Consider the following 17,247-nt stretch of genomic DNA (forward strand, 5'->3'; position numbering starts at 1 on the left):
AGTTGAAGACGCTGCATTCAGCGTGGCCATACCGTAGCCCACGCTGCGCAGAAAATCATAATTAGACAGACAGCAAGATAATATGAGCCAGGAACTACCGGACCTACCCGCGATAGACGATCTTCAGAAACTGCTCCGCTTTGAGCCGGAAGAGGGGCGCATCTGGCTTGAAGAAGAGCGCATGGTGCTGCTGCGTAGTAGTGAAATGCAGGCGCTGCGCAAAGAGATGATCGAGTCCCTGGGCATCGACCGGGCGAAGGGTCTACTGATTCGCATGGGCTATGTTGCGGGTCAGCGTGATGCCGATACTGCGCGTCGTCTGCGCCCGGACGCACCATTGTTTGAGGTGTTCTCTGTGGGCCCCCAGGCACATATGGTGACCGGGCAGGTCAAGGTTGTTCCCGTAACCCTGGATGTCGACGAGGACAATTACGCCTATCACGGTGTGTTCGAATGGCAGCACTCGTTTGAGGCGGAGATCTTTCTCGCCGAGTATGGTGTCAGCTTTGAGCCGGTCTGCTGGTCCCAGATTGGCTATGCCAGCGGTTTTACCACTGGCTTTACCGGTAGGCAGATACTGTTCCGCGAGCTGGGTTGCATGGGCTGTGGCGAGAAGGTCTGTCGCATCGAAGGGCGTCCGGTTGAAGAGTGGGACGACAGTGAAGACCTACTGCGTTATTACCGGCCGGATCGCATTGCCGATCAGCTGTTTTCGCTGCAGTCCCAGGTGTCGGCGCTGCGCGAAAACCTGACAGCGGAGCAGAGTTTTGGCGACCTCGTCGGCTGTTCACCCTGCTTCCTGGAGGTGCGCCAGTTACTGGCCCGCGCCGCGGAGAGCAAGGTAACGGTGCTGCTGCTGGGGGAAACCGGTGTCGGCAAGGACATGTTCGCCAAAGCGCTGCACGCGGGGAGTCCCCGTGCCGAGAAGCCGTTCATCGCGGTGAACTGCGCCGCTATTCCCCCGGACCTGATTGAAGCGGAGTTGTTCGGTGTGGAGAAGGGGGCTTATACCGGCGCCGACCAGTCCCGCCCGGGTCGTTTTGAGCGCGCCCATGGAGGCACGCTGTTTCTTGATGAGGTGGGCGAACTCTCTCCACAAGCCCAGGCCGCTTTGCTGCGGGTGTTGCAGGAGAGTGAGCTGGAACGCGTGGGGGATACACGCACTCGCAAGGTTGATGTGCGGTTGGTGGCGGCCACCAACGAGAACCTCGAGGCGGCAGTGAAGGCGGGACGCTTTCGGGCAGACCTGCTTTACCGGCTGAACGTTTACTCGGTCACCGTGCCGCCGTTGCGCGAACGAATAGACGATATCCCCGAGTTGGTAAGCCATTTCATCGATAAGTACTGCGGCCTGCACGGTAAGCAGGTGGCCGGCCTGACTGACCGCGCCATGTCGTCACTGCGTGCCTACCAGTGGCCTGGGAATATTCGTGAACTGGCGAATATGATCGAGAGAGGGGTGATCCTCGCAGAGCACGGCGGGGAGATCGGCAGTGCGCACCTTTTTCCTCACCTGCAAGCGGCAGAGGATGCTGGCAATCACGCGCAGGTGGCGAGTCGATCTTTAGGTGCGCTCGCTGACAGTCTGCTGGAAGAAGGTTGTGGGCTGGGCGAGCTTGAACAACAGATGATAGCCCGTGCCATGGAGCGCACGGGCGGCAATGTTACCCAGGCGGCGAAGTTGCTGGGTCTGTCCCGGCCGACACTTGATTACCGTCTGAAAAAGGCCGCTTCCAGCTGAGTTTCACCGATGAAGTTCATTAAATAGTGAAATTCGTCTTCAGGTGGGTTCACCATATAGTGAAAATTAGGACCCGGAGGGCATTCTTCTGTAGGTCATAAATTATATAACTCACTATAATATATATATTTTTCCTTTTTGGCATGCGGATTGCTCTATTACATTTATCAAATAATGTATAAAGCAACCCGGAGCCACCCATGGCATCTGAATCGAACACCCGCAGCAATACGGGCGCGGGCAACTTTGCTGAACTGAAGCGCTATGTGCGCGTCCGTCAGGTCATCGACGACAAGTTCGTCGAATTTGATTTCGCCATCGGCGACCCCTCCCTCTATGTAGAACTGGTCTTGCCCAAGGCCGCTTTTGATGCTTTTTGTCGCCATAACAAAGTAGAAATAATGACCGAAGAGCAGGCCGCCGCAGTGGATGCGGATATGGAAAAGTGGCGCTACGGCGAAGAAAAACCAACCTCTTGAAAATAAACCCCAGCAATAGGTAATCCAATGAGTATTGAGATAAAAACATCAACACTGGAACCCATCCGGCACACCTTCGAGCATACCAAGCGCCGCTTCGGCGACAAGCCGGCGTCTCGCTACCAGGAGGCGAGCTACGACATCGCTCCGGAGAAGAACTTTCACTATCGTCCCATGTGGCAACCGGACAAGTTACTTAACGACAGCAGCCGCACGGCGATTGTGATGGAGGACTGGTACGCGTACCGCGACCCTCGCCAGTATTACTACGGTACCTATGTACAGGCGCGGGCCAAACTGCAGGAAGTGACCGAAAGTAACTACGCGTTCTTTGACAAGCGAGGCTTCGCGGATCGTATGAGCGACGAGGTGAAGGCAAAAATCATCCGCTGCCTCGTCCCCCTGCGCCACATGGAACTGGGCGCCAATATGAACAACGTATTGTGTTGCGCTTATGGCACCTCCACTGTGCTGACACAGGCCTTTCTCTACAACGGTATGGATCGACTGGGGATCGCCCAGTACCTTTCCCGCATCGGCCTGCTGCTGGATGGCAACTCCACCGATGGCCTGGCGAAAGCCAAGGAGCACTGGATGACTGACTCCGCCTGGCAGGGCTTGCGCCGTTACACCGAGAACACCCTGGTGGTGGAAGACTGGTTTGAGGTATTCATCGCCCAGGATGTCGTGCTCGATACCCTGATCTACGACCTGATGTATCGCCAGTTTGACGAGAAGATTACCGAGGAAGGGGGTTCTGATCTGGCGATGCTTATCGAATTTATGCAGGAGTGGCACAAGGATAACTCTCGCTGGGTGGACGCGACCCTTAAGAGCACAGTCGCTGAATCGGAGCACAACAAGGAACTGATAGGTCGATGGGTAGCGGATTGGCAGGAGAAGGCGGTCGCTGACATGGCCCCGCTGGCCGAGATCGCCGTTGGGGAAGAGGCGGTCAACGCCAGCGTCGAGGTATTGAACAAGCGACTGGCCAAGGCCGGCCTTTAATCGGGAGAGGGAATAATGTCAAAAGTATACATCGCACTGCAGGACAACGAGGAGTCTCACTATATTGTCGAGGCGATTGAGGAAGACAACCCGGACGTCACGGTGATTTACCAACCGGCCATGATCCGTATCGAATGTGAAGGCCACCTGGTAATCAAGCGTGAAACAGTGGAAGAAAAAATGGGTCGGGACTGGGAGATACCCGCATTGCACGTGAATCTCATAACCCTGGGTGGGAATGTCGACGAAGACGATGACCAGATCTCACTGACCTGGAACAACTAAGGAGGAATTATCATGACGTCCAAGAAACTGAATATGAAGGAAAAGTACAGTCTCCTCACGCGGGACCTGGAGTGGGAATACAGCTACAGGGATTACGAGGAGATCTTCAAGCAGGAGTCCTTCGAAGGTATCAAGATTACCGACTGGAGTAAGTGGGAAGACCCCTTCCGCCTGACCATGGATTCCTACTGGAAGTACCAGGCGGAGAAAGAGAAAAAGCTGTATGCGATTTTTGACGCCTTTGCGCAGAACAACGGCCAACAAAACGTCACCGATGCCCGCTACGTCAACGCAATCAAGCTGTTCCTCACCGGCGTATCGCCTCTGGAGTACCAGGCGTATAACGGCTTTGCCCATACCGGCCGCCAGTTCGGAGGAGTCGGCGCCCGGGTAGCCTGCCAAATGCAGGCTCTCGATGAATTGCGCCATGTACAGACTCAGATTCACGCCATGAGTCACTACAACAAGCATTTCGACGGCTTCCAGGACTTCCCCCACATGCACGACCGCGTGTGGTACCTGTCAGTGCCCAAGAGCTTCTTTGACGATGCGCGCAGCGCGGGCCCCTTCGAGTTTATGGTCGCGATTGGTTTTTCCTTTGAGTACGTGCTGACCAACCTGCTTTTCGTGCCGTTCATGTCCGGCGCTGCGTACAACGGCGATATGGCGACGGTGACCTTTGGTTTCTCTGCCCAGTCTGATGAAGCCAGGCACATGACCCTCGGCCTGGAAATTATCAAGTTTTTGCTGGAGCAGCACCCTGACAATGTGCCTATTGTGCAGCGTTGGATCAATAAGTGGCTGTGGCGCGGATATCGGGTGTTGACCCTGGTGGCCATGATGATGGATTACATGTTGCCGAATAAGGTGATGTCCTGGCAGGAGTCCTTTGAAGTTTACTTCGAGGAAGCGGCCACTTCCCTGTTCAAGGACCTGGCCAGGTACGGTATTGAGATGCCCGACTATGCGGCAGACGCTATTGCCGAGAAGGAACACCTCTCTCACCAGGCCTGGAGCATCTTCTATAACTACGGCCACGCAGCTGCCTTTCACACCTGGATGCCCACGGACCAGGAGATGGACTGGCTGTCGGAGAAGTATCCCAATACCTTCGACAAGTACTACCGACCGCGCTATGAAAAATGGCGTGAGATGGAGGAGGCCGGGGAGCGATTCTATAACCCTACACTGCCCATGCTGTGCCAGACCTGCCAGATTCCGATGGGCTTCACGGACATGGAAAACCCGACAATGACTTCCTATCGCCAGTCGGTTTATGACGGCGAGCGTTACAACTTCTGCTCCAATGGATGCAAGGATATCTTTGATTACGAACCGGAAAAGTATGTGCAGGCCTGGCTGCCCGTGCACCAGATATACCAGGGCAACTGCGGTGGTGCCGAGATGGAAGATGTTCTGGGGGAGTACTACCGTATCAATCTCGGAACAGACAATCTCGACTTTCACGGGTCGCCTGACGAGGCGCGATGGAACGCCTGGCACAACCTTCAGCCGGCTGAAGACAAACTCAAGAAGGCCAGCTGAGCGGTTGCTTAAAGGAGGAAATAATCATGTCAGTAGCAGCAATTACCGAAAACTATACGGGCGAGCGTCTGGACCGCCTGGAGAACTTTCACGGCAACCAGGTGATATATATTGGCTGGGACCAACACCTGATGTTCTGCGCTCCGGTGGCACTTGCACTGCCGCCGGATACGCTGTTCAGCACATTGCTGGAAGACGTTCTCCCGGGGGCTTTCAGTCAGCACCCTGACTTCGCTGCAGTGGACTGGGATGCGGTGGAGTGGCACCTGAACGGTGATGAGTTCAAGCCTCAACCGGGCAAGTCGCTCATCGAGCAGGGCGTGGACCACAAGTCCAGTATTCGCTTCAGTACACCGGGCCTTGATGGTATCAAGGGCTCGGGCAGCTGATGTCGCTGTTATATAGCAGGAAACAGACAATATGTATCAAGTAACTGTAGAACCTACCGGTGATGTCGTAGAAGTCGAAGAGGGTCAGACCATACTCGATGCGAGCCTGCGGCAGGGGGTGTGGCTTCCCTTCGCCTGCGGGCATGGGACGTGCGCCACCTGTAAGTGCCAGCTGGTCGAAGGTGAAGTGGATATTGGCAATGCCTCGCCGTTCGCCCTGATGGACATGGAGCGGGACGAGGGCAAGATCCTGGTCTGTTGCGCCATACCCGAGAGTGATCTGGTGATCGAGGCTGATATTGATGTGGACCCGGATTTTATGGGCTTTCCCGTCGAGGATTTCCAGGCCACTGTGGTGGCAATCGATGATCTGTCGCCGACTATCAAGGGGGTGCGTTTTGAGCTGGATCACCCAATCGAGTTTCAGGCTGGTCAGTACATCAACCTGAATATGCCTGGTGTGGAGGGCGCGCGGGCGTTTTCCATTGCCAACAAACCCTCTGACGCCTCAGTGCTGGAATTACACGTGCGGCGCGTCCCCGAAGGAGCGGGCACGGGTTATGTTCATGAACAGCTTAAAGTAGGCGACACCCTGCTGTTGTCCGGCCCGTATGGCCAGTTTTTTACCCGCAAATCTGCGCCTGAAGACCTGATCTTTATCGCCGGTGGTTCCGGGCTCTCCAGCCCCCAGTCCATGATTCTGGAATTGCTGGAGCAGGGAGATACGCGCAAGATTACCCTGCTGCAGGGCGCTCGCAACCTTTCTGAGCTTTACAATCGCGCGCTGTTTGAGCAACTTGCGCAGGAGCATGAGAATTTCACCTATGTGCCCGCTCTGGACAACCCGTTGCCTGAAGACCAATGGGAGGGATTCAGCGGTTATGTGCACGAGGCCGCAATTGACCATTTCGGCGGGCAGTTTGCCGGGCACAAGGCCTACTTATGTGGTCCGCCGCCCATGATCGACGCGGCGATCACCGCCCTTATGCAGGGGCGTCTGTTTGAGCGGGACATATATATGGAGCGCTTTCTCACCGCCGCAGACGGCGCCGAGGGGACGACCAAGAGCGCTCTGTTCAAGAAGATATAGTTGCATGAAGCATACCGTCAGGCTGGCTGATACAGGGGAAGCATTTTTCTGTCGGGAAGACCAGCACCTGTTGCAGGGCATGCAGAGCTTCCAGATCGGCAAGCCGATGCTGGACGCAATTACGGTGGGCTGCCGGGGTGGTGGTTGTGGTGTCTGCCGTATCAGGGTTGTTGAAGGTGACTATGAGGCAAAAAAAATGAGCCGCAAGCATGTCAGTGAAGCGGAGCAGGCCGCAGGCATTGTCCTGGCCTGCCGTGTCTTTCCGCGCTGCGACCTGCTGGTCGAAGTGCTGCCTGTATCGACATCAGTATGAGCCCCGAAGGAGCTTTAGCTGTGTCCAGCAAACGGCTGACAATGCACTATGGAGGCAGAATTGACGATTATTACCAGCGCGAATGCAAACGAGATTATCCTGCGTGCAACGCTCAGGGCGTCTGAACTGGGCGTTGCCGCATGCATCAGCATTGTCGATGCCGGGGCCCACCTGTTGGCGTTTCAGCGAATGGATGGAGCGAGCCTTGGCCCCGTGGATGTGTCCCAGCGCAAAGCCCGCACAGCGGTGTTATTCCAGATGCCCACTGGCGATTTCGGCAAGGTCATTGTTGACCACGGCCTCACGGGCATGGAATTGAGTAACGGCGGCCTTGCCGCTTTTCACGGCGGGCTTCCCATACTGGATGGCGACATAATGTTAGGTGCCATCGGCGTCTCGGGTGGTAGCGCGGAACAGGATCTTGATATAGCCCGCTACGCACTGGCCGGGCGTTAACTGCCAGGTGGCGGGTCACCCGCAGCCCGTTTGGCCAGGGCTAGGAGGGCTTGTAAGCAACCGCTTTGATTTCGACCAGTAAGTGCGGGTGCGGCAGTTGGTGCACCGCTACGGTGGTCCGGCTAGGTCCGTCGTAATCAAAATATTCACTGTAAACCTGGTTGTATCCACCGAAGTCGTTCATGTTGACCAGAAACGAGCTGATCTCAACGATGTCGTCAAGGTCTGCCCCGGCCTCTGCCAGGATATCGCGAATATATTCAATGACTGCCCGGGTTTGCACGCGGATATCCAGGTTGACCGTGCCCATCTCATCGACTTCGGCGCCCGCCAGCGAGTTATCTGGCCGTCTCGAACTGGTACCGGATACGAACAGGAAGTCCCCGGCACGTTTGAGGTGTGGAAAGGTACCGCGGGGTTGAGCTTTGCCTGGCACCACAGTTGCCGTTTCTTTCTTGATCATGTTGCGCAAATCCTCTCGTCATCAATCCCGGCCCTGCCTGTGCGTCGGCCACTGCCGCTTATACAGGATGGTCTTTATTTAACCGCGGCTTTAGCGTTTAAACTCGACGACGGCGCCACCGGCGCCATAGAGTGGGCCGTAGCCATGCACCACTGCACAAGAAAAAGTGCCTCCCATCGCGCCCAAAAGAAATGCAAAGTGTTTAAAGCCCATATCGACCCTGGCTTCCGCGGCATATGTCGGACACTGCTCACGCAGAGCTGCGAGGTCGCCCTGCTCCATAAGTGAAAGTATTTTCCGGTTCCACTGATCCTCAGACTCCGAGGCTATCCTGTCTTCTGCGATATCGATGTCATGACGGAAGTAAGAACCGGACAGGCCACCCACGCCGACAACGGCAATTCTCCTGCCCAGTGTTGCGGCCTGGTCGGCAGCGATGCGCCCTAATGACTCTGTCATTGACCAGTCGTGATAGACGTTGTTTGAAGTGATTGCCAGCGGAAGCTTGTTGGCCGGATTGAGCATTGTTGATGCCACGATCGTGCCGGTATCGATGGGGAATTTATCGTAATTGACGCCCTTGGACTTTATCCCGGTGTCATTCGTCGCGGCGATGGCGGCCTCGGCGAACTCCACGTCGATGGTGATATCAAACTGCAGGTCACCATATTCATGCCAGTTCTCGTCAACATGGATATCGCGCAGGTGGGGCCTTGCCTGCCAGAGCTGATCGAGAACGGCGATCCACTGTGTGGAATAAACCACTATGGTATCCGGCTTCGAAGCCGCCAGGGCTTCGCCAGCTCGCTCGAAGGCCTGCGCAAGTTCTGTCCAGGGAGGGTTGTGACGCGCAACCAGCGGCAGGGGGGAACCGGGCACCAGGAACGAGGATACGACTGTCATAACGCGGCTCCTGCGGCTTCCTGAGCCAGTCCCGACTTTATCAGGTTCCATTCCATTACCGCGTTCCCGGTGCCTATCACGGTGCCGTAGCCGTGCAGCTCACCCGGGATTTCCGGGTATCCCATGGCGGAGAACATCCAGGTGAAGGCGCCGGATTTAACCTCCGCAAACGCCTCGTCTATAAACTGCGGCAGTAGTCTGAACACTTCCTGTATTTTGCCCTGCCGCAACAGGTCGATCATGCGCATGTCCCAAAGGTAGCCAGCGTAATCATGCGGGTGCTCCTGCGCCATGTCTTCGGGGGGTACGGGCTCCTCTGAAAAGTGGAGATGGCAAAGCGTGTTGGAAGCGAGTAGCACTGCCCTGCGTCCCGTGCTTTCAATTGCATTCAGGGTGGCCTTGCCCAGCACGTCCATTTCCTCCAGGCCCTCTTCAGTAGTGAGGTAGTAGGGCGAGTTATTGGCGGAAATACCAACGACCGGAATATCCCACTGCGGCCTTATCATATGCAGCGTGGTGATGGTGCCGTAGTCTACGCGGAAGTTCGGGTTGCGCATCATCTTGGTGGTGAGCCCCATGCGTGACGCTTCGTCGCAGCAGGCCTCGGCCAGCTCAATATCTACATTCAGCTCGAAGGCGTAGCGGAACAGATTGGGAAATATCGGGTCAACGGATTTTCCACTCAGGTGAGGTACGCCAAGAAAATGATGTCCTTGCTGCGTGATCCAGTGCGGCGAATGCACCAGTAGTACATCGGGTTTCAGCGCATCCAGGCTGGTTCGGGCGCGCTCATAGGCCCATCTCAGCTGCTCCCAGCCGCCCTGCGAACGCGCTTCATTTTGTGGCGGGTTCTCCCCATAGACCAGGTGGGGGGGGGTGAGGTGCGAGATAGCCGGCTACTATTTGGCCTTTATTCATTCTGCTCCTCCTGGTTTTCTGCAAGTATCCGTCCGGTGATTTCAGCAGTGCGGCGTATATGTCGCTCATTGGCCGCACAGAGAGCCTCAATATCTTTTTCCAGAGCCGCATCGCAAATGGCGATATGTTCTTCATGAACATTGCGGCGATTGCTGCGGTCTATGCGTGCCATGTTGCGATAGCGTTTGTGTTGATCGTAAAGGATTTCATGGAAGCGCATCAGCCATGGGGAGCGGCAGCAGGATACCAGGGCCAGATGGAACTCCCGGTTACGTGACTCCCACTCCTGGATATCCGGGTCCGCATGGTTTTCGGCCTTGGTGAGGTGGTGAAAAGCGGCGACAACGCGCGACTCCCAGGCATCATCGCTGTTTTCGATACTCTCGGTAAGGGCCATGCCTTCCAGCACAACCCTCAGGTTGGTAATGTCCTTCAGTTCTTCCAACGACATATCCGCCACGCGAAAACCGCGTTGCCCCCTGACCTGAACGAAGCCATCCGCGCTGAGCCGGTATAAGGCCTCCCGTAACGGGGTGGCCCCCACCGCATAGGTGCGTTTGAGTAACTCTATACCCAGTTTTTCACCGGGTTCGAATTTGCTGTGGACGATGTCTTCTCGCAAGCGTGTATAGGCCTGATCCGTTAGCGTTTTTGCTTCCATGGGCTGTGCTCGTGTTCGGTTTTTGGGCTAAGGGCAAAGTCAAACTACCGCGAGTAGTCAGAATAGCGGTCAACTGGAGAACTTACTAAAAATTTCTTAGATCTAGTCGATATTAAAACTAAATATATATAAAACTAAATAATATCGATAAAAAGTTGTTGGCTATCAAAATATAATCTATCGTTAATCCATTCAAATATCGATAAAAAGATAATTCATATAGATCCGCTAAAGCCGGATTAACCTCGCAGGAGATAATAACCATGAGAAAAGGTGTAATGCGTCCAGGTCATGTGCAGCTGCGTGTACTGGATATGGAGGAGGCAGTAGTCCATTACCGGGATCGCCTGGGACTGATTGAAGTTAACCGCGATAGCCAGAACCGGGCCTACTTCAAGGGTTGGACCGAGATTGATTCGTTTTCAGTGGTGCTGCGTGAGGCAGATGAGCCGGGAATGGACTTCATGGGCTTCAAGGTCACCACGCCGGATGTGCTGGAAGAGCGCAAGCAGGAACTGATCGAATACGGTTGCAGCGTGGAGGTCATTCCCGCGGGTGAACTGGATGGCTGTGGCGAGCGGATTCGCTTCGATTCGCCCACCGGGCACTACTTCGAGCTCTATGCAGAGAAAGAGCAGCCCGGGAAGTGGGGTATCTCTCCCAAAAACCCGGATGCCTGGCCTGAAGAACTGAAAGGCATGCGGGCCACTCGCTTCGACCATTGCCTGCTGTACGGAGACGATATAGACGGCACTGCAGACCTGCTGCAGAAAGTGCTGGGTTTCCAGCTGTCAGAGCAGGTTGTCGACCAGGAGAGCGGCACCCGTGTGGCAGCCTTTCTGACGGTGTCCACCAAGGCTCACGACATTGCTTTTGTGCGCCACCCTGAGAAGGGCAAGTTTCATCACGCCTCGTTCTGGCTCGATACCTGGGAAGATGTGTTGCGTGCTGCAGACCTGATCTCCATGCACGATATTTCGCTGGACATAGGACCCACTCGCCACGGGCTGACGCATGGTCAGACCATCTATTTCTTTGACCCATCCGGCAACCGCAACGAGGTGTTCTGTGGTGGCGATTACACCTACCCGGACCATCCCGTGGTGACCTGGGATGCAGAGCAGATAGGCAAGGCGATCTTCTACCACGATAGGGTGCTGAACGAAGCCTTCCTGGGTGTAGTGACCTGATGATGGCACTGGCTCAAAGGACAACGGAAGGCGCAGACATGAGTGACGTTAAGAACTTTATTAATGGGGAGTATCGGGTCTCCTCTGGCGGCAAGGTCTTTGACAATATCAATCCTTGTACGGGAGCGCTGATTGGTACTGTTCAAGAGGCGACTTACGAGGACGTGGACGCTGCGGTACAGGCCGCTAGAGACGCCTTGTCAGGCCCCTGGGGCAAGATGAGCGACGCCGAACGCGGCGAGATCCTGCACGCGATTGCTGATGGTATAGATCGGCGCTTTGATGAGTTCCTGGCGGCAGAGTGTGCAGACACAGGCAAGCCATTCAATATCGCCAGCCATATTGATGTTCCCCGGGGCGCGGCAAATTTCCGTGTATTTGCGGATGCGGTTAAAAACGTTGCAACCGAAGCCTTTCAGATGGCAACGCCCGATGGCAACGGCGCCTTCAACATGGCGGTTCGCAAACCCAAGGGCGTGATTGCCGTTATCAGTCCCTGGAATCTCCCTCTACTACTGATGACCTGGAAAGTCGGGCCGGCACTGGCCTGTGGTAACACCGTTGTGGTCAAGCCTTCTGAGGAAACGCCTACTACTACCTCCCTTCTGGGTGAAGTGATGAATGAGGCCGGCGTGCCTCCTGGCGTCTTTAACGTGGTCAATGGGTTCGGCCCGGAGTCTGCCGGGGCATTTTTAACCGAACACGCTGAAGTCGATGCTATTACGTTCACCGGTGAAACCCGTACCGGCGAGATTATCGTGCGGGCAGCAGCAAAGGGCCTGCGCGATGTATCCATGGAGTGCGGTGGTAAGAATCCCGCGCTGGTGTTCGCCGACTGCGACATGGACAAGGCAATCGAGGGAACCCTGCGTTCAGTTTTTGCCAACTGCGGCCAGGTATGCCTGGGTACAGAGCGGGTGTACGTGGAGCGTCCTATCTTCGACGAGTTCGTATCACGGCTTGCGGAGGAAGCAGGGAAATTCACGCTTGGCCCACCAGAAGACAAGAACACCGATATGGGGCCACTGGTCTCCCACGAGCACCAGAAGAAAGTTCTCTCATACTATGACTTGGCGGTTGCTGAGGGCGCCAATGTGGTGCTTGGCGGAGGGGTTCCCGATATGGCGGAAGAGTTTTCTGGCGGCGCCTGGGTGCAACCCACAATCTGGACCGGCTTGGCTGACGATGCACGGGTAATCAAAGAAGAAATTTTTGGTCCCTGCTGTCATATCCGCCCCTTCGACACAGAGGAAGAGGCAATCAGGTTGGCGAACGATACCGCCTATGGCCTGGCAGCCGCTATATGGACGGAAAATACCTCTCGCGCACTGCGCGTTTCCACGCAGATCAACTGTGGTGTTGCCTGGGTTAACAGCTGGTTCCTGCGTGATCTGCGTACCGCATTTGGCGGGGCCAAGGAGTCCGGTATGGGCCGTGAAGGGGGAGAACACTCGCTGGAGTTCTATACCGAATTGCAGAACATCTGCATCAAAATTTAATTACTGGACCTGGAAAAAACATGAGCACATTGAGTAATGAAGTTGTCGCGCAGTTGGCGGAGCACCTGGAAAACGCCGAACTGGAAGCGCGCGACGTCACCAAAATTACCGACGACCACCCTGATATGGATTTTGAGGATGCCTACAACATCCAGTGGGAAATTCGCCGCCGCAAGGAGGCCAGGGGGAACAAAATTGTCGGCATGAAGATGGGCCTCACTTCCTGGGCAAAAATGGCGCAGATGGGCGTTGAAGAACCCTGCTACGGGTTCCTCGCTGACTATTTCAGCTCGCCTGATGGCGCCGCTATTGATACCTCAAAATTGATCCACCCGAAGGTGGAGGCGGAAATCGCCTTTGTGACCAAGGCGCCGCTAAAGGGCCCGGGCATTCACGTGGCGGATGTGATCGCCGCTACCGACTTCGTATTGCCCGCCGTGGAAATTATCGACTCGCGCTATCGCGACTTCAAGTTCGATATCAAGAGCGTGGTTGCGGACAACAGCTCTTCATCGCGTTTCGTTACCGGCGGTCGCAGTCTGCCGATAGATCATATGGATTTGCGCACAACCGGCGTAATACTGGAGAAGAATGGCGAGATCGTGGACATGTCTGTAGGCGCCGCCGTGCTGGGCGATCCGGCGGCCAGTGTCGCCATGCTGGCCAATATGCTGGGTGAGCGGGGTGAAGAGATTCCGGCCGGCACCTTCGTTATGACCGGCGGGGTGACAGCCGCGGTGGCAGTAGAAGCCGGTGACAACATCACTGTGCGCTACCACGAAATGGGATCGATCAGCATGAGGTTCGTCTAGCGTGACTGCGCTGCTGACGACCTGTTGGGAATCGCGATGATCACAACCGTTATCGAAAGGCTTCACCGCGGGCAGCGCAATGCGCTGCTTGCTTTACTGTTTCCCGCGCTCATTGTCGCTTGCGAGGCGCCGCTCGACCTGGAGCAGGTGGAAGCCGAGCACGCGCGTGATTTTCGGCGCTACGACATGCTGCAGGCAGCGGCTCACAGTGGTGAGCAGGTGGTCGTAGTCAGTTCAGTGGGTGCAATTGTTAGTTCAGCCGATGGCGGGGTGACCTGGCAGCGTAGCGAATTAGCGGGTCGTCCCCCACTGATCGACGTCACTGCCTGTCCCTCTGGCGACTTTTTTGCCCTGGACGCCGAGCGCCGTGTGTGGCGTCAGTCGGCCGCGGGTGATTGGCAGTCTTCCTCCATCGATACAGCAGAAAACACCCTGTCCATTCATTGCGCGCCAGGCGGCAGACTGTGGGTGTCGGCCAGCTTCGGCACGCTTTTCTGGGCAGAGGATGAGATGCAGCAATGGAACGAATTCAGCCTGTACGAGGACCTGCAATTTACCGCAGTACGTTTTCTCGACGAGATGAACGGCTTCGCATTGGGCGAGTTCGGCATGGTCATCGTCTCGCAGGATGGAGGCGATACCTGGGAGCAGCGCGAACCGATTCCCAACGAATTCTATCCTATGGCTGTTGACTTTCTGGACATCAACACCGGCTGGGCCGGCGGCCTGGATGGCGTGATCTGGCAGACCCTGGACGGTGGCAACAGCTGGCAGCGTCAGCAGTCCGTAACGTCCGCGCCTATCTATAACATCCATGCGGATGAGCATGGCGTTTTCGCAGTGGGTGGCAGTGCCAAGCTGGTGGAGTTGCGTGACGGCGGGTGGCAGAACTTTGATGGCGCTCCAGAAGTGCTGGCGTTCATGCGTGGACTGGATGCGCTTGATGACGGATCCCTGCTGGTTGCGGGTGGTGGCGGCACACTGGCGGTGATCCCACTGTCCGGCCGCGACTCCTGAAACGGATAATATAGGTATCTATAAGTGAAACAAGATAGCGTACTCAGTCGGTTTTTCAGGATGATAGAGGTCTTTGTCTTCTATCACCCCAAGAGTTTCCTCTCCGTCATTCTGCTGGCAACCGTTTTTTTCGCCAGTCGCATTCCCTACCTGGAAATGTATTCCAACTTTGCAGACCTGCTGCCCCAGGAGCACCCCTATATCCAACTGCACAATGACGTAAAGGATACCTTTGGCGGAGCGAACAACGTGGTAATCGCCATATCTGTGGAGGAGGGCGACATATTCAATTCCGACACGCTGTCGCGCATCCACAGTCTCACCCTGGGTGTTGACTCCCTGCCGGGCGTGAACCATAACCTGGTGCGCAGTCTGACCCACCGCACGGTCCGCAAGACCTGGCTGACCGAAATGGGCAATATGAATTCGCAGGCCTATTACGACCCGCTTTATCCGGATATGAGTGAGGAGAAGCTCGCACAGCTGCGCCTGGACGTAATGGCCAATCCCACCGTCTACGGCCTGCTGGTTTCACCAGACCTCAAATCTGCGCTTATCCGTGGCACCTTTAACGAGGGCCAACTGGACTATGTGGAAATTTTTCGCCAGCTTGGACAGTTAAAAGTAGAAGTAGAACAGGTGCGCGAAGGTGATGCAGCGCCACCCGTTCATATCTATGCCACGGGGCAGCCGGTACTCATGGGTTGGGTGTACAGCTACCTGGGCCAGATTATGCAGATATTCTTCCTGACGCTGGCTATCCTGCTCGCACTCCTGGTGGCGTACTTCCGCACACGAGGTTACGGCATCCTGCTGCCACTGATCGGGGTATTGGTTTCCGCTACCTGGGGCCTGGGTATTGTCTCGCTGCTGGGATACAACCTGGACCCACTGACCCTGGTTATTCCCTTCCTGATTACCGCACGGGCAATGTCCCATGGTATCCAGCTGGTGGAGCGCTATTACGTCGAAGCGCATCACGCGAAGGATAACCACGATGCGGCACGCAGAACCTTCGAGACCTTGTTTCGCCCGGGCACCCTGGGCATTGTTTCCGACGCGGTTGGCCTGCTGCTGATTTCCCTGGGATCCTCGCCGATAAACGTCAAGCTGGGAATCTACGCGTCCATCTGGGCCGGCACGGTGGTTATCACTGTGTTGATGACGGTGCCGCTGGTCCTGTCCCTGCTGCCACTGAGTAAAGTAAGTGGAGACGCAGCGGATGCCGCACAGCAGGGTATATTCGCGGCACTGGCGCGCTTCGTTACCAGTCGTGGGGGATCCCTTGCAGTGCTGTTGCTGGCGCTGCTGGTGTATGTGGGCGGTGGTGCACTCAGCTCTCGCGTGCAGATCGGGGAGTCAGAGCCGGGTTCACCTATTCTCTACCCGGATCACGACTACAACGTGTCGTCCAAGAATATCAACTCCAACTTCCCGGGTTCGGAGGAAATGTATGTGGTTGCCCATACGGATGAGCCTGGCGGAATAAAGCGCCCGGAGGTATTGCGCGCGCTGCAGGATTTCCAGATCCATATGCTGAAAGACCCTGCAATGGGCGGTACCAAGGGCATGCCCGACCTGGTGAAGCAGGTAAATCGAATCCTCCATAACGATGATCCGCGCTGGGCAGTGATCCCGGATGAGGGGAGCTATGTGGGTGGCCTGATGTTCGCCTTCATGGCCTCCAGTCCCATTCCCGGCGCGCTCAAGGAATTTGTCGATACCGATGACCAGACCGCGAACCTGGTGTTTTTCTACAAGGATCACAAGGGTGAAACATTGCGGCGCGCAATCCATATGGCAAAGGAGTGGATCGACGATCCGGCCAATCAGGTGGAGGGTCTCGAAATGCGCCTGGCCGGTGGTCCCATCGGGGTCACTGCAGCCATCAATGAGGCGGCATTCCAGAGCAATATAGTGATTATTCCCGCGGCCATGGCGCTGATTTTCCTGTTCGTCACTCTCTTCTACTGGTCGCTACACGCCGGTTGGCTGATGTTCATGGTCATGACGTTCTGCACCGTGGCCACCTATGCCTACATGGGTATCGTCGGCATCGGTATCGACGTGAATACCGTACCGATTATTGCGGTGGGTATCGGTGTGGGGATTGACTACTCCATTTACATGATGGATCGGATACGGGAAGAGACCGCCAGGGCAGACGGTGATCTCGGCGTGGGGATTCGCCACTCGATTGCCACTACTGGCAAGGCCATCGCTTTCACGGCTACAGCCTTGATCGGCGGCATTGTCATGTGGGCCTTTGTTTCCGATCTGCGCTTCCAGGCCGATGCGGCACTGCTTCTGGTAGTGATGCTTGTCCTCAATGCATGGGCTGCTGCAAACCTGGTGCCCGCCTGGATAGTTCGATTCAAACCTGGGTTTATTGTCGACGCGGAATTGCTCGATGATGAAATTAAAGAGATTCATGCAAAGCCGGTTGGGGCTTAACAAACGTGAATAAGTTGTCCAGAG

Annotated in this window: 17 protein-coding genes and 1 pseudogene; 14 read left to right on the forward strand and 4 right to left on the reverse strand. The window is 55.9% G+C overall.

Annotated features, from left to right (window positions below):
• Positions 1–82 precede the first annotated feature (82 nt).
• The 9 genes from C0039_RS19020 to C0039_RS19060 all read left to right on the forward strand — a co-directional run bounded on the left by C0039_RS19020 (position 83) and on the right by C0039_RS19060 (position 7,306).
• Entirely contained in the window at positions 83–1,741 is a 1,659-nt protein-coding gene (locus tag C0039_RS19020; protein WP_076000708.1) for a sigma-54-dependent Fis family transcriptional regulator, read from the forward strand.
• A gap of 200 nt (positions 1,742–1,941) precedes the next feature.
• The gene (locus C0039_RS19025) at positions 1,942–2,220 is read left to right on the forward strand and encodes a phenol hydroxylase subunit (RefSeq protein WP_076000709.1); all 279 of its coding nucleotides are present in this window, start codon (positions 1,942–1,944) and stop codon (positions 2,218–2,220) included.
• Positions 2,221–2,247: 27 nt separating this feature from the next.
• Positions 2,248–3,228, forward strand: a complete 981-nt coding sequence (locus C0039_RS19030; RefSeq protein ID WP_076000710.1) for an aromatic/alkene monooxygenase hydroxylase subunit beta — start codon at positions 2,248–2,250, stop codon at positions 3,226–3,228.
• Positions 3,229–3,243: 15 nt separating this feature from the next.
• Complete coding sequence (locus C0039_RS19035) at positions 3,244–3,513, forward strand: MmoB/DmpM family protein (protein WP_101518981.1); 270 nt, start codon at positions 3,244–3,246, stop codon at positions 3,511–3,513.
• 12 nt (positions 3,514–3,525) lie between these two features.
• Entirely contained in the window at positions 3,526–5,058 is a 1,533-nt protein-coding gene (locus C0039_RS19040; protein ID WP_101518982.1) for an aromatic/alkene/methane monooxygenase hydroxylase/oxygenase subunit alpha, read from the forward strand.
• Between the two features lie 26 nt (positions 5,059–5,084).
• Complete coding sequence (locus C0039_RS19045) at positions 5,085–5,447, forward strand: phenol hydroxylase subunit P4 (protein ID WP_076000712.1); 363 nt, start codon at positions 5,085–5,087, stop codon at positions 5,445–5,447.
• 31 nt (positions 5,448–5,478) lie between these two features.
• Positions 5,479–6,537: an NADH:ubiquinone reductase (Na(+)-transporting) subunit F gene (locus C0039_RS19050; protein ID WP_101518983.1), complete on the forward strand. Its 1,059-nt coding sequence runs from the start codon at positions 5,479–5,481 to the stop codon at positions 6,535–6,537.
• Between the two features lie 4 nt (positions 6,538–6,541).
• Complete coding sequence (locus C0039_RS19055) at positions 6,542–6,850, forward strand: 2Fe-2S iron-sulfur cluster-binding protein (protein ID WP_076000714.1); 309 nt, start codon at positions 6,542–6,544, stop codon at positions 6,848–6,850.
• 60 nt (positions 6,851–6,910) lie between these two features.
• Positions 6,911–7,306, forward strand: a complete 396-nt coding sequence (locus C0039_RS19060) for a GlcG/HbpS family heme-binding protein (protein WP_198171616.1) — start codon at positions 6,911–6,913, stop codon at positions 7,304–7,306.
• 40 nt (positions 7,307–7,346) lie between these two features.
• Here C0039_RS19060 and C0039_RS19065 read toward each other — a convergent pair whose 3' ends face one another.
• From C0039_RS19065 to C0039_RS19080, 4 genes and pseudogenes are all read right to left on the reverse strand, one after another.
• A complete protein-coding gene (locus C0039_RS19065; RefSeq protein WP_101518984.1) occupies positions 7,347–7,769 on the reverse strand; it encodes a RidA family protein in 423 nt (140 codons plus the stop codon).
• Between the two features lie 90 nt (positions 7,770–7,859).
• Positions 7,860–8,672, reverse strand: a complete 813-nt coding sequence (locus C0039_RS19070) for a DODA-type extradiol aromatic ring-opening family dioxygenase (protein ID WP_101518985.1) — start codon at positions 8,670–8,672, stop codon at positions 7,860–7,862.
• Positions 8,669–9,590 (reverse strand): annotated as a pseudogene (locus C0039_RS19075) (DODA-type extradiol aromatic ring-opening family dioxygenase). Before C0039_RS19075 ends, C0039_RS19070 begins: the two are co-directional and overlap by 4 nt.
• Positions 9,583–10,251 carry a GntR family transcriptional regulator gene (locus C0039_RS19080; RefSeq protein ID WP_076000719.1) on the reverse strand — a complete coding sequence of 223 codons (669 nt, stop codon included), beginning with the start codon at positions 10,249–10,251 and terminating at the stop codon, positions 9,583–9,585. The pseudogene C0039_RS19075 and the gene C0039_RS19080 overlap by 8 nt, the downstream one beginning before the upstream one ends.
• A 263-nt stretch (positions 10,252–10,514) precedes the next feature.
• Here C0039_RS19080 and C0039_RS19085 point away from each other — a divergent pair, with 263 nt between their 5' ends.
• From C0039_RS19085 to C0039_RS19105, 5 genes are read left to right on the forward strand one after another with little or no spacing between them, the layout of a single operon-like run.
• Positions 10,515–11,441, forward strand: coding sequence for a catechol 2,3-dioxygenase (locus C0039_RS19085; protein ID WP_101518986.1), 927 nt, complete (start codon positions 10,515–10,517; stop codon positions 11,439–11,441).
• A 38-nt stretch (positions 11,442–11,479) separates the two neighbouring features.
• On the forward strand, positions 11,480–12,940 hold the full coding sequence (locus C0039_RS19090) for a 2-hydroxymuconic semialdehyde dehydrogenase (protein WP_101518994.1): 1,461 nt from the start codon (positions 11,480–11,482) through the stop codon (positions 12,938–12,940).
• 20 nt (positions 12,941–12,960) lie between these two features.
• Positions 12,961–13,752, forward strand: a complete 792-nt coding sequence (gene dmpH, locus C0039_RS19095) for a 2-oxo-3-hexenedioate decarboxylase (protein WP_076000721.1) — start codon at positions 12,961–12,963, stop codon at positions 13,750–13,752.
• Between the two features lie 36 nt (positions 13,753–13,788).
• Entirely contained in the window at positions 13,789–14,769 is a 981-nt protein-coding gene (locus C0039_RS19100) for a sialidase family protein (RefSeq protein ID WP_101518987.1), read from the forward strand.
• Positions 14,770–14,793: 24 nt separating this feature from the next.
• A complete protein-coding gene (locus C0039_RS19105; protein ID WP_243391668.1) occupies positions 14,794–17,223 on the forward strand; it encodes an efflux RND transporter permease subunit in 2,430 nt (809 codons plus the stop codon).
• Positions 17,224–17,247: the final 24 nt, after the last annotated feature.

The sequence above is a fragment of the Pseudohalioglobus lutimaris genome, from assembly GCF_002866825.1.
Taxonomy (GTDB): Bacteria; Pseudomonadota; Gammaproteobacteria; order Pseudomonadales; family Halieaceae; genus Halioglobus; species Halioglobus lutimaris.